Origin of the sequence: Ectopseudomonas toyotomiensis, assembly GCF_900115695.1 — a bacterium.
Lineage (GTDB): Bacteria > Pseudomonadota > Gammaproteobacteria > Pseudomonadales > Pseudomonadaceae > Aquipseudomonas > Aquipseudomonas toyotomiensis.
Genome location: NZ_FOXK01000001.1, coordinates 370,034 through 385,395, shown reverse-complemented (window position 1 = coordinate 385,395; position 15,362 = coordinate 370,034). Strand labels below are relative to the sequence as shown.

The following is a 15,362-nucleotide window of genomic DNA, read 5'->3' as shown; positions in this document are numbered from 1 at the left end:
ACACTATGTGGTTTTTCCGCAGGCAAGGACTCTCACCGTGCAGTCGGTCATCTCTATTCAGCAACTGAACAAGATCTATGCGTCCGGGCATCCTGCCCTGCAAGGCATCGACCTGGACATTCGCCAGGGCGAAATCTTCGCCTTGCTCGGCCCCAACGGCGCCGGCAAGACCACCCTGATCAGCATCATCTGCGGCATCGTCAATCCGGGTGAGGGCCGGGTGCTGGTCGGCGGCAAGGACATCGTCCGTGACTACCGCGCAGCCCGCTCGCAGATCGGCCTGGTGCCGCAGGAGCTGGTCAGCGACGTGTTCGAAACCGTCTGGGCGACGGTCAAGTTCAGCCGTGGCCTGTTCGGCAAGAAGCCCGATGCGGGCTATCTCGAGCAATTGCTCAAGGACCTGTCGCTGTGGGACAAACGTAACGCCAAGATCATGGAGCTGTCCGGCGGCATGAAGCGCCGGGTGATGATCGCCAAGGCGCTTTCGCACGAGCCGCAGATTCTCTTCCTCGACGAGCCTACCGCCGGTGTCGATGTGGAGCTGCGCCGCGACATGTGGAACATGGTGCGGCGCCTGCGCGAACGCGGCGTGACCATCATTCTGACCACCCACTACATCGAGGAGGCCGAGGAGATGGCCGACCGCATCGGGGTGATCAGCAAGGGCCGGATCATCCTGGTGGAAGACAAGCAGGTACTGATGCACAAGCTGGGCAAGAAGCAGCTGACCCTGCACCTGCAGCAGCCGTTGTCCTGCGTACCGGCCGAGCTGGCGCGCTACGGCCTGGAGCTGGCCGATCAGGGCCATGCCCTGGTGTTCACCTTCGATGCCCAGCACGAGAACACCGGCATCGCCGAACTGCTGCGTGACCTGGCGCAGCACGGTATCGACTTCAAGGATCTGCAGTCGAGCCAGAGTTCGCTGGAAGAAATTTTCGTGTCACTGCTGGAGGAGTCGCGCGCATGAACCTGTACGCCATCAAGGCTATCTACCTGTTCGAGCTGGCGCGCACTTGGCGCACCCTGCTGCAGAGCATCGCCACGCCGGTGATCAGCACCTCGCTGTATTTCGTGGTGTTCGGTTCGGCCATCGGTTCGAGCATGACCCAGGTGCAGGGTGTGAGTTACGGCGCCTTCATCATTCCGGGGCTGATCATGCTGGCGCTGCTGACCGAGAGCATTTCCAACGCTTCGTTCGGCATCTACATGCCCAAGTATTCCGGGAGCATCTATGAGCTGCTGTCGGCGCCGGTGTCCTATCTGGAGATTCTGATCGGTTATGTCGGCGCGGCGGCGACCAAGTCGGTGATCCTCGGCCTGATCATTCTGCTCACGGCGCGTCTGTTCGTTGATTTCGAGATTCAGCATCCCATCTGGATGGCGGCGTTTCTGGTGCTGACGGCACTGACCTTCAGCCTGTTCGGCTTCATCATCGGCGTCTGGGCCGATGGCTGGGAGAAGCTGCAGATCGTCCCGGCGCTGATCGTCACACCGCTGACCTTCCTCGGGGGCGCCTTCTATTCGATCAGCATGCTACCGCCGGCCTGGCAGACGGTGACCCTGTTCAACCCGGTGGTGTACCTGATCAGCGCGTTCCGCTGGAGCTTCTACGGCGTGTCCGACGTCAACGTCGGCATCAGCTTGGCCATGGTGCTGGGCTTTCTGGCGCTGTGCATCCTGCTGGTGGGCTGGATTTTCAAGACCGGTTACCGGCTCAAGAGCTGAGTCTGGCCGGATAGCGGTATTCGCGGCTGAAGCCGCTCCTACAATCAGAGGCGTACGCGACCTATGTAGGAGCGGCTTCAGCCGCGAAACGTTGGAAGCGAGGGGCGCATCTGCGCCTCTTGTTAATTTCAGTCTGCAGGGTGGAGTAAAACGCGCCGTGAATGGGTAGCGTACGAGAGGCGCTTTAGCGGCGATTCGCTTCGAGCCGTCGCGGCCAAAGCCCTTCCCACAGAAGCAGTTCCGCTCACTTCACCCGCAGTTCACACTCGAAGGTTTCCGCTGGCGGTACGTTCGGCTCCCACGGCTGCTGGTAGGTCAGCAGCAGCCTGCCTTCACCTGCCTCGCGCGCGGTAAAGCGCCAGGTCGAGATGCCGCCAGCGCCCACCAGTCCGGCATCTTCCGGGTTGCTGTACACCTCCGGGCCAAGGCTTTGCAGCACGTTCGCCGCGGCGTCGCGCACCTCCCAGCGAAAGCCGGTGGTGGGGTTGCTCGGTAGGCTGAGAATCAGTTGCTGACCCTTGTTCAGCGTCAGCGGACACTGCCGGTCCTTCTTCAATTCCAGCGTGCCGGATTGATGGGCGCAGGCCGTAAGCAGGGCCAGGGCGGGCAGGGCAAGCAGGCGCAAGGTGGCGTGCATGAGGAACTCCAGTCGAACAAAAACTGGCCCAGCATAGCCGCACCGGGGGGCGGCACGCGAGCCGTAGGGTGCGCCGTGCACACCACGGTCAGTCGAACAATACCTTGGCCACGTCGCCATAACGCTTGGCGAAGTGCACCGTCAGGCCTTCCTTGAGGTAGTCCGGCAGTTCCTCGTAACTGCCGCGGTTGGCCTCCGGCAGTATCAGCTCAAAGATCTTCTGCCGGCGCGCCGCGATCACCTTCTCGCGTACGCCGCCGATGGGCAGCACCTGCCCGGTCAGGGTCAGCTCGCCGGTCATGGCCACGCCCTTTTTCGGCGCCTGGTTGCGCGCCAGGGAGAGCAGGGCGCTGGCCATGGTGATGCCGGCGCTGGGGCCGTCCTTGGGCGTGGCGCCTTCCGGCACGTGCAGGTGGACGAAGGCCTGGTCGAAGAAGGTCGGGTCGCCGCCGAACTGCTTCAGATGCGAGCTGACGTAGCTGTAGGCGATCTCCGCCGATTCCTTCATCACTTCGCCGAGCTGGCCGGTAAGCTTGAAGCCGCGATTGAGCGTGTGGATGCGCGTCGCCTCGATCGGCAGGGTGGCGCCGCCCATGCTGGTCCAGGCCAGGCCGGTGATCACCCCGGTGCCGGCCAGCACCCGCTCGTTACGGAACACCGGCATGCCGAGGGCTTCCTCGAGATCCTTGGCGCCGATGCGGATTTTCGCCTCGGGATCCTCCAGCAGTTTCACCACCGACTTGCGCACCAGCTTGCCCAGCTGTTTCTCCAGCTGGCGTACGCCGGCCTCGCGGGCATAGCCGTCGATCACCGCACGCAACGCTGCATCGCTTATGCTCAGCCGCGTCTTCGGCACGCCGGCCTTTTCCAGCTGCTTGGGCCACAAGTGGCGCTTGGCGATGGCGAGTTTTTCCTCGGTGATGTAACCGGACAGGCGGATCACTTCCATGCGGTCGAGCAGCGGCCCGGGGATGGAGTCGAGGGTGTTGGCGGTGCAGACGAACAACACCTTGGACAGATCCAGGCGCAGATCCAGGTAATGGTCGAGGAATTCGACGTTCTGCTCCGGGTCCAGCGTTTCCAGCAGCGCCGAGGCGGGGTCGCCCTGGTAGCTGGTACCCATCTTGTCGATCTCGTCGAGCATGATCACTGGGTTCATCACTTCGGCTTCCTTCAGCGCCTGCACCAGCTTGCCGGGCATGGCGCCGATGTAGGTGCGGCGATGGCCCTTGATCTCCGCCTCGTCACGCATCCCGCCCACCGAGAAACGGTAGAACGGCCGGCCGAGCGATTCGGCGATGGACTTGCCGATGCTGGTCTTGCCCACACCGGGCGGGCCGACCAGCAGCACGATGGAGCCGGCGATCTCACCCTTGAAGGCGCCGACGGCGAGGAACTCGGTGATGCGCTGCTTGATGTCGTCCATGCCGGCGTGGTGCTTGTCCAGCACCTTGCGTGCGCGGCCCAGGTCGAGCTTGTCCTCGCCGTGAACGCCCCAGGGCAGGGCGGTGGCCCAGTCCAGGTAGTTGCGCGTGACGGCGTATTCCGGCGAACCGGTCTCCAAGATCGACAGCTTGTTCAGCTCCTCGTCGATGCGCTTCTGGGCCGGTGCGGGCAGGGTCTTGCCTTCGAGGCGGGCGAGGAACTCCTCACGGTCGGCACTCTTGTCGTCCTTGCTGATGCCCAGCTCCTGCTGGATCAGCTTGAGCTGCTCCTTGAGGAAGAATTCGCGTTGGCGCTCGCCGATCTGCTTGTTCACCTCGGCCGACAGCTCTTTCTGCAGGCGGCCGACCTCCACTTCCTTGCGCAGCAGCGGCAGCACCTTTTCCATGCGCTTGAGCATGGGCACGGTATCCAGCACTTCCTGCAGCTCGTGGCCGGAGGCGGTGGTCAGGGCGGCGGCGAAATCGGTGAGTGGCGACGGGTCGTTGGGGCTGAAGCGATTGAGGTAATTCTTCAGCTCCTCGCTGTACAGCGGGTTGAGCGGCAGCAGCTCCTTGATCGCATTGATCAGCGCCATGCCGTAGGCCTTGACCTCGTCACGCGGATCGTTCGGCGCCTGTGGATATTCCACTTCGGCCAAGTACGGACCGCGGCGGCTGAGCCAGCCGCGAATGCGCACGCGGGTCAGGCCTTGGGCGACGAACTGCAGTTTGCCGCCTTCCTCGCTGACGTGATGTACACGCACCAGCGTGCCGTGCTCTGGCAGGGTATCGAGGTCGAACTCGCCATGTTCGTCCGGCGGGGTGTCGACGAAGAACACTGCCAGGCATTTATGCTCGGTATTGCCGACGCGCGTCAGCGTGCGGCCCCAGGGCTGCTGGTTGACCATGACCGGCAGCACCTGCGCCGGAAAGAACGGGCGGTTGTGGATGGGGATGATGTAGAGCTTGTCCGGCAACTGCTGTGCGGGCAGTACCAGGCCGGTGCTATCGGCCTTGACGTGAACTTCGACAGCTTCGGGGGTGTTGTCCTGATCGTTCATGGAGCACCTTTGCGTGTACGTTGGTAGCTACATGGGGCGAGTACAGGATTTTTTCAACGTTTCAGTCGAGGCTCAGGCGAATGCCTTGCAGGCGCTGCTCGATCAGTGGGGTGAGCAGGGCGAAGCACTCACCGGGCGCCAGGCGAATCTGTGCCGACTCGATCAGGTCACTCTGCAGGCGCTCGATCAGCGCGAGCAGATGCGAGTCCTGCTCCTGATCGAGCATGCGGTTGCAGAGAAAGCGCAGTTGCATCTGCAGCCCAGGCGGGCACCGCTCGTAATTGGCCGCGCGTACCGCCAGGCCGCGCAGCCTGGCAAGGTCTTCGAGCGAGCGGCAGGCCTCGCCGAGCCCGCGAATTCTGGGGTGATGTTGACGATAGAGGCGATCTTCGAGTTGTTCGATCACCGTCAGCAGTGTTTCGATCAGTCGGCAGTGGGCATCGAAGTCAGCGGGTTTGCGGCGTAACTGCGGCCAGTGTTGCTGCAGGGGAGGGAGCTGCATGCTGGCGCCGGGCCAATTCAGCCAGAGCTGATCCAGCTGCTGCGCCTGCGTATTGCGCTGCGCGACGCTCGCGGCGTCCTGCTGTGCGCCCAGCCCACGATGTTTCTGCAGAGCCTGAAGCAGGTCGAGGCAGCGCTGCACGATCTCGGTGTCCGCCTGTTTGCTGGCTTTCAACTGGCGATTCTCCGCGCGGTGGGTGAGCCAGTAGCTCAATGTGAGCAGCGCGACCAGCAGGGCCAGAAAAATGAGGGCGGCATCGCTCATCGGGGTTCGCTTGTCAGGGGCGGTCGAGAGTAGCGAAGCAACTCTCCTGCCATTCGTCGGAGGTTGTGTAATGCGGTTCAGCGGGATTGATCGGGTGCACGGTAATAGGGCCTGAAGCTGTCCAGAGCTGCGAATTGGTGCGTTGGTTGCTATAGGTGCAACCATTTCGCTGATAGGTGGTTGCGGCGTTTTTCTTTGGAAAGGAGTAAAGTGCAACCCTTGTTTCGTGCTGCCAGTCTTTTGCGATGCTGCAAGCCCGTGTGATCCGCCTGGATGAACAGGCCCATGAACATGCCCATGATCATCACCAGTTGGTGATGTCCCTGGTCGGCCGCGCCGAATTCGAGGTCGGCGGCCGCGGTGGGGAAGTCTGCCGTATGCGCGCCTGCCTGGTGCCGGGCGATGCCGCCCACCAGTTCGCCGGCATGGGCGACAACCGCATGCTGATTCTCGATCTGGACGAACAGGACACCCCCAGCGAAGACCTGGAGCTGCTCCACCGTCTGTTCGAAACACCGCGTTATCCCGCCCTTGATGTCGATTTTCAGCACCTGCTGAGCTATGCCGGCGCAGAGCTGGAGCGCTACGGCAGCGACTCCATCCTCGCGCGTTCTCTCGGCGGCGTATTGCTCCGTGCTCTGCACCTGCGTCTGTTTGGCGAGCAGCGCCGGCAGCCGCAAGGGGCGCTGGATCTGCAGCGCCTGGATGATTACATCGGCGAGCACCTGGCGCGGCGTATCAGCGTCGCCGAGCTGGCGCACGAGATGTGCCTGAGCCCCAGCCACTTCCACGCCCAGTTCAAGGACAGCGTCGGCCTCACGCCACACCAGTACCTGCTCCAGACCCGCCTCGACCGCGCCGCGCGCATGCTGCGCGAGAGCAATCTGCCGCTGGTGCGTATCGCCGAGGAATGTGGTTTCTCCAGCCAGAGTGCGTTGACCACAGCCATGCGCCGCTATATGGGCCTGACCCCGAAACGTCTGCGCGCTGCATAGCGCCGCTGCTGGCCAATTGCTGCTGGCCGGTTCGCCGCCGGCCAGCTAGGCTGTTAATTCCGTACGCCAAACTCGGTTGCCAAGATGGCATGTAATCCTGTGGACGCCCCGGCCGCCGGCTCGGGCCAAGGCTCGCGCATGAGTGGTCGCAATTCCCGCCTGCTCCCCCTCGTTCTGTTCTCCGCCCTGGTCCTGCCCGGCCCGGCGCATGCCGCTGCGCTGCATGCCGATCTGCTAGACACCGCCGGCCAACCGCTGGCCGATGCGGTGATCAGCCTGAACGGCCCGCTGGACGGATCCCAGGCTCCAACGTCGGCGCTCATGGATCAGCGCGACAAGCAGTTCCAGCCCCATGTGCTGGCGGTTCGTACCGGCACCCTGGTGTCCTTCCCCAACAGCGACGATATCCGCCATCAGGTCTACTCCTTTTCGCCGGCCAAGCGTTTCGAGCTGCGCCTGTACCAGGGTACGCCGAGCGAGCCGGTGCTGTTCGACAAGCCTGGGCTGGTGGTGCTGGGCTGCAATATCCACGACTGGATGCTTGGCTATATCTATGTCACCGACGATCCCTGGTTCGCCGTCAGCGACGAGAACGGTCGCGCGACCATCGCCGGGCTGCCGGCCGGTCGCTACGCCGTGACCCTCTGGCACCCGGGTAATCCGCAATTGTTGCCGCAGTCCGCCGGCGAGCTGCAGGTGCAGGCGCAGACGCTGAGCCAGCGGTTCACCCTGGCCAGCAGCGGCCCTGCCGAGCCGCCCGCGCCGCCGGCGCCGAGCACGTTCGGCGAGGCTTTCAGGAAGGCCGCCGAAGATGCTGCGCAGTAGCTTCCAGGCGCGCATCAGCGGCGTCCTCATCCTGCTGTTGCTGGTGGTGATCGGCGCCCTCTATGTCGCGGTGAAGGCCGCCACCGATGCCGCAGTGCGCGCCCAGGCGCAGGAGCAGCTGAACGTCGGCAGTCTCGTCTTCGAGCAACTGCTGGCGCTGCGCAGCGACCAGCTGCAGCAGGCCGCCCAGGTACTGGCGGCCGATTTCGGCTTCAAGGAGGCGGTGGCCAGCGGCGATGCGCCGACCATCCGCTCGGCACTGGCCAACCAGGGCGCGCGCATCAACGCCGACGCGGTGTTCCTGCTGGGGCTGGACGGCAGCCTGCAGGTGAGCACCGACCCGGACATCGACGCCGAGGCGCTGGTCCGTCTCGACGGCCAGCTGCAGCTGCCACAACGCGACGGGGCGCGGCTGTTCCTGCTGCCCATCAGCAGGCAGATATATCTGCTGGTGGATGCCACAGTGAGCGCACCGCTGCCGATCGCCCGAGTGCTGATGGGCTTTGCCGTGGACCGCGAATTCGCCCTGCAACTGCGTGAGCTGACCCACCTGGAGCTGAGCCTGGTGGCCAGTCGCGACGGTGCGGCGCCGACCTGGATCAGTACTCTGCCGGCCAGCGCCCAGGCCCTGTTGGAAGCGCAGATGAAGGCCGCCGGCGCGATGCCGCAGCGTCTCGACGGCGGCAGCGAGCATTACTTCGGCCAGCATCTGCAACTGGCCTGCGGCCCCGGCTATCGCGTCGAGGCGCTGCTGCACAAGTCCCTCGGCGAAACCGAGGCGGCGTTCGCACAGCTGGATCGGCGCATCCTGCTGATCAGCCTGGGGGCCATGCTCGCCTCGCTGGTCGGCGCGCTGTTGCTGGCACGCAGCGTGTCGCGGCCGGTGCGCGATCTGGCCGCTGCCGCCCAGCGCATCGGCCGTGGCGACTATCAACAGCCGGTGGCCCTGGCCCGCAGCGACGAGCTTGGCCTGCTTGCGCTGGCGGTCAATGACATGCAGCGCGGCATCGCCGAGCGCGAGCGGCAGCTGGCGCACAACGCCCTGCACGATGTGCTGACCGGTCTGCCCAACCGCACCCTGGCCCTGGAGCGGCTGGGCAGCGCGATCACCGCCGGGCGACCCACCGCGCTGCTGTACCTGGGTATGGGCAACTTCGCCGCGATCAACGAGAGCTGCGGCCAGGGCGGCGGCGACCTGGCCCTGCAGCAGCTGGCCCGGCGCCTGCAAGCGACCCTGCGCCCCGGCGACAGCCTGGCGCCCCTGCTGGGCGACGAGTTCCTCCTGCTGCTGGAACAGTGCGATGGCGACAGCGCGGTGGCCAGCGCCGACCGCCTGCACCAGCTGTTGCTCAAGCCGCTGCGCATCGGCACCATGGACGTCGCCCTGGACTGCCGTATCGGCATCGCCGCCTACCCGGCCGACGGTGACACGCCGGACGATCTGCTGCGCCGTGCGCGCATCGCCATGCAGGACGCCGCCCAGCAACCCGGTCGCCTGCAGCTCTACCAGCAGGGCCGCGACGCCGCCCAGCAGCGGCAGATCCGCCTGATCCGCGATCTGCGCCACGCCGCCGCGCAGGGCCAGTTGCTGCTGCACTACCAGCCCAAGTTGGATATCCGCGAGGGCCTCGTGCGCCAGGCCGAGGCGCTGCTGCGCTGGCAGCATCCTCAGCTGGGCATGGTATCGCCCGGTGAATTCATTCCGCTGGCCGAGCACACCGGCAGCATCCAGCTACTCTCTGCCTGGGTCATCGAGGAGGCCATGCGCCAGTTGCAGGAGTGGGACGGGCGCGGCGTCTGGGTACAGCTGTCACTGAACATCTCTACCACAGACCTGCTTGACGCCGAGCTGCCGGGGCGCGTTGGCGCACTGCTGGCACGCTACCGGGTGGCGCCGGAGCAATTGATCTTCGAAATCACCGAGAGCGGAGTGATGCTCGACCCCGAGCGCGCGTTGCAGGTACTGCACGGCTTGCGCGGCTACGGCATCGGCCTGTCGGTGGACGATTTCGGCACCGGCTATTCCTCGCTCGCGCAGCTCAAGCGCATGCCGGTGCAGGAGTTGAAGATCGACCAGAGTTTCATCCGTGAGCTGGACGATCACAGTGAGGACTCGGTGATCGTTCGTTCCACCATCGAAATGAGCCACAGCCTGGGCCTGAAGGTGGTGGCCGAGGGCGTCGAACTGGCGTCCGGCCTGGATCTTTTGCAACGTTGGCACTGCGATACCGCACAGGGCTATCTGATCAGTCGACCGCTGGCCGCCGAGGCTTTCGAGGCCTGGCTGGCGCAACCGTATCGCTCTCCTCTGGCCAAGGTGCACTGAAGCATGCGACTCACTTATCTGTTGGGCCTGTGCCTGTGCGGCGAGTTGGCAGTTGCCGGCGAAGGCCGCCTGCTGGTCACCGGCGGTGCCACCAGCCTGGAGGGCGCCGCCGGCGGCGGGATCATGCCCTGGGCGGTATTGGCTGGTTACGGAGAGCGCGGCGAATGGGGCGCGGACGTGTTCGTCACCCGCGTCGAGACCGGCGACTACCGCCTCGACGTGGCCGGCGTGGCGGCGGCTTACGGTAACCGCATCGAGCTGTCCTACGCGCGCCAGCGCTTCGACCTCGGCACCCTGGCGCGTGATCTGCGCCTGCCGGACAACAGCCTCAGCCAGGACGTGCTCGGCCTCAAGCTGCGCCTGGCCGGCGACCTGATCTACGACCGTCTGCCGCAGATTTCTCTCGGCCTGCAGCACAAGCGTCAGCGCGACTTCCTGGTGCCCAGCCTGGTCGGCGCGCAGCGCCGCGAGGACAGCGACGGCTACCTGGCGGCCAGCCGGCTGATTCTCGGCGGCGCATTCGGCTATAACCTGCTGCTCAACGCCAACCTGCGCTACAGCCGGGCCAACGAACTGGGCCTGCTGGGCTTCGGCGGCGACCGTCGCGACCGCCATTCCTGGCTCAAGGAAGGCTCGGTGGCGGTGCTGCTGGATCGGCACTGGGCAGTGGGTATCGAGTATCGGGAAAAACCCGACAACCTGAGCTTTGCCGGCGAGAGCGACTGGGCCGATCTGTTCGTCGGCTACTTCCCGAGCAAGAACCTGGCTGTGGTGCTGGCCTACGCGCGGCTCGGCGAGATCGCCACGCTGGACAACCAGGACGGTGTATACCTGTCCGTGCAGGGGAGTTTCTGAACATGCGCCTGGCCATGCTCTGCCTGCCGCTGCTGCTGGCGGCCTGCGCCCAGCAGGCGCCGCGTGACGATGGCCTGTACCGCGCCCTGGGCGAGGAGCCCGGTATCGTGCGGATCGTCGAAGGCATGCTGCTGGGCTCCGCGCGCGATCCGCGCATCGCCCGGCACTTTCTCGACATCGACATTGAGCGCCTGCGAGAGAAACTGATCGAACAGCTGTGCTTCGAGAGCGGCGGCCCCTGCGTCTATACCGGCGACAGCATGGAGGAGAGCCACAAGGGCCTGCGCCTGACCCCCAGCGATTTCAACGCCCTGGTCGAGCACCTGCAGGACGCGATGGACGCCGAGGGTGTGTCGACGCCGGCGCAGAACCGCCTGCTGGCGCGCCTGGCACCGATGCGCGGGCAGGTGATCGACCGCTAGTGCCTGGGCTCAAGCGTAGTTCTGCGGGCTGAGCTTGCGCTCGATCAGCTCGATGAGGATGTGCAGGGTCTTGATGTGCAGTTCCTGAACGCGGTCGGCGAAGTCGCCGCCCGGGGCGCAGATACACACGTCTGCCAGGCTTTCCAGCAGTGAGCCGGGTTTGCCGGTCAGGGCGATTACCTTCACGCCCAGCGTCTTGGCGGCCTCGGCGGCCTTGACCACGTTGGGGCTCTTGCCGCTGGTACTGATGGCGATCAGCACGTCACCTTCGCGGCCATGCGACTCGATATAGCGCGAGAAGATGAAATCGTAGCCGAAGTCGTTGGCCACGCAGCTGATATGGCTGGGATCGCTGATCGACACGGCAGCGATGCCCGGACGGTTCTTGCGGTAGCGCCCGGTCAGCTCCTCGGCGAAGTGCATGGCGTCGCACATCGAGCCGCCATTGCCGCAGGAAAAGGCCTTGCCCTTGTGTTCGAAACTCTCGACCAGCAGCTCGGAGGCTTTCTGGATATTGCTCAAGGTCTGTTCGTTGGCGAGGAAGGCCTCCAGCGCGCGCTGGGCTTCCTGCAGGCTGTTGCGGATATGTTCGATCATCGCGTCTCAGAACCTCAAGGGAGTTCAGGGCTGGAATAGAAGGCCGTCAGCACTTTCACCAGGTGCTCCAGGTCGTGGCTGCCGGCCAGCTCGCGAATCGAGTGCATGGCGAAGGTGGGCAGGCCGATGTCGACCGTGCGCACGCCAAGTTGGCTGGCAGTGATCGGACCGATGGTGGAGCCGCAGGCCATGTCGCTGCGCACCACGAAGCTCTGCACCGGCACTTCGTTCTCCAGGCAGAGGTGGCGGAAGAAGCCGGCAGTCTCGCTGTTGGTGGCGTAGCGCTGGTTGCTGTTGATCTTGATCACCGGGCCGGCGTTGAGCTTGGGACCGTGGTTGCCATCGTGCTTGTCGGCGTAGTTCGGGTGCACGCCGTGGGCATTGTCGGCCGATACCAGCAGCGAACGCTGGATGGTGCGCACGAAGGCGTCACCGTCTGGCAGCACGCGGCGCAGTACCTGCTCGAGGAAGGGGCCGTCGGCGCCGCAGGCCGAGCAGGAGCCGACTTCTTCGTGGTCGGTGCAGACCAGCACGCAGGTTTCCTCGTCGTCTGCGTCGATCAGCGCCTGTAGGCCGGCGTAGCACGACAGCAGGTTATCCAGGCGTGCACTGGCGATGAAGTCCTGGTTGAGGCCGACGATGGCGGCGCTCTGGGTGTCGTAGAAGCTCAGCTCGTAATCCAGCACCGCGTCCGGGTTGAAGTCGTGCTCCATGGCCAGCTGTTCGGCGAGCAGGGCGCGGAAATCAGCGGTTTCGCTGCTGGCGAGCTGGGCCAGGATCGGCGGCAGCTCGTTCTGCGGGTTGATCGCCCAGCCCTGGTTGGCCTCACGGTTGAGGTGAATGGCCAGGCTGGGAATCACGGCGATGGGCTGATAGAAGTCGATTAGCTGGCTTTCGACCTTGCCGTCGCGGCGGTAGGTTACGCGGCCGGCCAGCGACAGGTCGCGGTCGAACCAGGGGGCGAGCAGGGCGCCGCCGTAGACTTCCACGCCGAGCTGGAAGAAGCCCTGGCGCTGCAGCTCCGGGTTTGGCTTGACGCGCAGGCATGGGCTGTCGGTATGCGCGCCGACCAGGCGAATACCGCCGTCCACGGCCGGGCGCTTGCCAAGCTTGAAGGCGATGATCGAGGAGTCGTTGCGGGTCACGTAATAGCGGCCGCCAGCTTCGGTGTGCCAGGTTGCGCGCTCGTCGAGGTGACGATAACCGGCGGCTTCCAGGCGCATGGCCAGGCTGGTGGTGGCATGGAAAGGGGTCGGCGAGGCGTTGAGGAAATCGAGCAGGCCTTGAATCAGTTCTTCGCGCATGTATCACTCCGGGCAGCGATGGCGCAGTGTAACCGTTTTGCCTGTTCTTGGCAGAGCGGCGCGTGCATGGCCCGGATAGAGAACGGCAATAGTGCGTGCGGCACGGCAGCATTGGGTGATGGGCGCCCGGAACAAAAAAGCGGATACCGACAGAGCCTCGACCTGCCGGTATCCGTGCGCTGCAAATCAGAATTTGTAGGTGGCCGAGAGGCTGAACACGTCACCCTTAGCTTTCACCTCACCATCCATGCGGGCGCCGCCCAGGCGGTCCTGGTTGACGGTGCGCAGGCGCGCCTTGTCGACGAACTGGTGGGAGTAGGCGGCGTCGATGCTCAGGTTCGGCTCGGATGCGAAGCGGTAGCTGCCGCCGAAAGAGACGAAGGTGCGGTCGCCATCGGGGATGCGAGCATCACGGGTGGAGTTGCGCGTTGGCGTCTGATCCAGGGCGACACCTGCACGCAGAATTAGCTGATCGGTAGCGCGGTAATCGCCGCCAATCGAGTACATCCAGCTATCCCTGTAGTTGTAGGGGATTGCCACCAGGGTGTTGCCGTTGGATTTCAGGGTGAGATTCTTGAATGATGACCACTGGGTCCAGGTGACGCTGGCACCCAGTGAGAGACGGTCATTGAACTCATGCACCCAGTCGAGTGTAGCGCTGGCAGGTACATCCAGGCGGGACTTTGCATTGGCGCCATTTGAATTCAGGCTCAGGCCGGGAAAGGCCTGCTCGACGGCTGTCTGGTCGCTTCCAAAGAACGGGTCGTCCATCAGGAACCGGGAGAACTCATCCGCATAGAAGTTGTACTTGCCCTCGAGCTTGTTACGAATCCGGGCATGGTAATTGAGGCCCAGGGTGTCGCGGTCGGTGGGTTTCCAGGCGATACCGGTAAACCAGCCAAAGGAAGTATTGTCCACCTTGACACGGATCAGGGCATCGCTGAGACCCGAGGGTAGGCCTATATTTAGTTCTGACGTGGGTGTGCCAGCAGCGGCCAGAAGATCGATGTTCTGACTGATGAAGCCTTTGGTGTTCTGAACGATGACGCCACCACCAATCGCGAAGGTATCGTTGACCTTGAACGACAGCGAGCCGGTCAGACCAACCGTTTCGATCTTGGTATCGACAGCAAAGTCCTGACCTTTCCAGTCGCGATCCCAGGTCGTTCTTGCCCCCATGGGCACTACCTGGCTCAGGCCGAAGCTCAGCCGATCGTTGATCGGCATGACCAGGAAGCTGGTGGGCAGCACCGCAGCGAAGCCGCCTTGGCCGCCGTCATTGGTTATGGGGCCATTGTCGATAATGCCGCCTGTTGGGTTGCCATCCGCATCACGCTCAAAATCCCGATTCGCGCGCAAGTCGCCTTGATAGTCGTAAACATTACCTTTGAACTTCAAACTGACACGTGCGTGGTGCACGGATACCTGGGCAATATTCTGATCAATAAAGGCCATGGCCGCTGGGTTATTGAACGCGGCGCTGGGGTCGTTCTTCCACATCGAACCGCCAGCAAATGCACGACCCCAGCCAGGGGTGCCGTAAGTTGGTACGCCGAATGCGCCGGCATGGGCTTGTGAAGTGATAAGAATCGAACCGGTCAGTGTGGCAATGCAGAGTGTTCGATAGCTTCTGGCAGATACTGCTTTGTTATTGTTTTGCATGGCTGATCTCTTGTAGGGAGAACTTTTATTCGATAACTCGCACGCTTGTGGAATTTCTCAAAAAGCGTACGAGTTATTACTTCTTGTCGGTCGATTGGATCAGTTGACCGAAATGCCCGGCGCCGTGACGCTCAGCGAGCGTACGGTGCAGCCACCCGCCAGGGACTGTGCGGACGTGATGCTCAGGTTGTTGCTGGAGTTGATCCATTGCGCGTTGATGGTGGTCGGGCCTGCGCAGTTGGAAGCCGGGATAAGAGGAGGAGCTCCGGCAATGGTGAAGCCCACGCCGGAAACGGTGCCGGCCCAGGTATTGCCACCGTCGGAACTGGTGGTGGGGGTCAGCGTCCAGGGCAGGCCGGTGATTTTCGCCTGTGTGCACAGCGAACTGCCGCTGACGGTTACGCCGGTGATGCTGGCGCTGGCACCGCCAGCATCCACGCTGCCATTGAAGACGACGTTGCAGTTCACCGTGGCGCCGAAGGACGACGGCCCGGAAACGCCAATGGTGCCGGTCGCGGTAAAGGTGGAGCCGGTAATGGTGGCAGCTGAGGCCATGCTCGATACACCCAGGCCGATCACCAGGGCTCCCATGGCGGCAAACAGTTTATGGTTTTTCATTGTTTCCTCACTAACAGATTGTTGTTGTATGTATGGCTGTTACGAGATGCACAACAAAACACTGACCTATCTCTTCCAGCCCGAACTTCCCGAACAGTCCCGAGTGTTTTTTCAGGCAGGCACTCGGGATACAGCTAACTTCATG

Annotated in this window: 14 protein-coding genes; 7 read left to right on the top strand and 7 right to left on the bottom strand. The window is 63.8% G+C overall.

The genetic code is table 11. From position 1 onward, the window contains the following. Positions 1–37 precede the first annotated feature (37 nt). Together BM186_RS01955 and BM186_RS01950 are read left to right on the top strand one after the other, a co-directional pair. On the top strand, positions 38–967 hold the full coding sequence (locus BM186_RS01955; protein WP_074913293.1) for an ABC transporter ATP-binding protein: 930 nt from the start codon (positions 38–40) through the stop codon (positions 965–967). After that, positions 964–1,725 carry an ABC transporter permease gene (locus BM186_RS01950; protein ID WP_074913291.1) on the top strand — a complete coding sequence of 254 codons (762 nt, stop codon included), beginning with the start codon at positions 964–966 and terminating at the stop codon, positions 1,723–1,725. Before BM186_RS01955 ends, BM186_RS01950 begins: the two co-directional genes overlap by 4 nt. A 244-nt stretch (positions 1,726–1,969) precedes the next feature. Here the strand turns inward: BM186_RS01950 and BM186_RS01945 are convergent, their stop codons facing one another. The 3 genes from BM186_RS01945 to BM186_RS01935 all read right to left on the bottom strand — a co-directional run bounded on the left by BM186_RS01945 (position 1,970) and on the right by BM186_RS01935 (position 5,613). After that, a complete protein-coding gene (locus BM186_RS01945) occupies positions 1,970–2,362 on the bottom strand; it encodes a protease inhibitor I42 family protein (protein WP_072422835.1) in 393 nt (130 codons plus the stop codon). A gap of 88 nt (positions 2,363–2,450) precedes the next feature. Continuing rightward, a complete protein-coding gene (lon, locus tag BM186_RS01940; RefSeq protein ID WP_074913289.1) occupies positions 2,451–4,847 on the bottom strand; it encodes an endopeptidase La in 2,397 nt (798 codons plus the stop codon). Between the two features lie 61 nt (positions 4,848–4,908). After that, positions 4,909–5,613, bottom strand: coding sequence for a hypothetical protein (locus tag BM186_RS01935; RefSeq protein ID WP_074913287.1), 705 nt, complete (start codon positions 5,611–5,613; stop codon positions 4,909–4,911). A gap of 245 nt (positions 5,614–5,858) precedes the next feature. On the opposite strand from BM186_RS01935, the gene BM186_RS01930 reads away from it, so the two are divergent. The 5 genes from BM186_RS01930 (at position 5,859) to BM186_RS01910 (ending at position 11,036) form a co-directional block, all read left to right on the top strand. After that, a complete protein-coding gene (locus BM186_RS01930; RefSeq protein WP_004423396.1) occupies positions 5,859–6,608 on the top strand; it encodes a helix-turn-helix transcriptional regulator in 750 nt (249 codons plus the stop codon). Positions 6,609–6,746: 138 nt separating this feature from the next. Further along, on the top strand, positions 6,747–7,433 hold the full coding sequence (locus BM186_RS01925) for a methylamine utilization protein (protein WP_162843925.1): 687 nt from the start codon (positions 6,747–6,749) through the stop codon (positions 7,431–7,433). Further along, positions 7,420–9,759: a putative bifunctional diguanylate cyclase/phosphodiesterase gene (locus tag BM186_RS01920; protein WP_074913286.1), complete on the top strand. Its 2,340-nt coding sequence runs from the start codon at positions 7,420–7,422 to the stop codon at positions 9,757–9,759. The genes BM186_RS01925 and BM186_RS01920 overlap by 14 nt, the downstream gene beginning before the upstream one ends. Positions 9,760–9,762: 3 nt before the next feature. Next, a complete protein-coding gene (locus BM186_RS01915) occupies positions 9,763–10,614 on the top strand; it encodes a DUF3034 family protein (protein ID WP_074913284.1) in 852 nt (283 codons plus the stop codon). 2 nt (positions 10,615–10,616) lie between these two features. Further along, positions 10,617–11,036 (top strand): group I truncated hemoglobin, encoded by a 420-nt coding sequence (locus BM186_RS01910; RefSeq protein WP_074913283.1) that lies wholly within the window; start codon positions 10,617–10,619, stop codon positions 11,034–11,036. Between the two features lie 9 nt (positions 11,037–11,045). Here BM186_RS01910 and lpcA read toward each other — a convergent pair whose 3' ends face one another. From lpcA to praB, 4 genes are all read right to left on the bottom strand, one after another. After that, a complete protein-coding gene (gene lpcA / locus BM186_RS01905; protein ID WP_074913281.1) occupies positions 11,046–11,633 on the bottom strand; it encodes a D-sedoheptulose 7-phosphate isomerase in 588 nt (195 codons plus the stop codon). 14 nt (positions 11,634–11,647) lie between these two features. Continuing rightward, positions 11,648–12,937, bottom strand: a complete 1,290-nt coding sequence (locus BM186_RS01900) for a M18 family aminopeptidase (RefSeq protein ID WP_017678002.1) — start codon at positions 12,935–12,937, stop codon at positions 11,648–11,650. Positions 12,938–13,123: 186 nt separating this feature from the next. Then, on the bottom strand, positions 13,124–14,599 hold the full coding sequence (locus BM186_RS01895) for an outer membrane protein transport protein (protein ID WP_074913279.1): 1,476 nt from the start codon (positions 14,597–14,599) through the stop codon (positions 13,124–13,126). A 99-nt stretch (positions 14,600–14,698) separates the two neighbouring features. After that, positions 14,699–15,217, bottom strand: coding sequence for an alkane oxidation protein activator PraB (gene praB, locus BM186_RS01890; protein ID WP_074913277.1), 519 nt, complete (start codon positions 15,215–15,217; stop codon positions 14,699–14,701). Positions 15,218–15,362 lie beyond the last annotated feature (145 nt).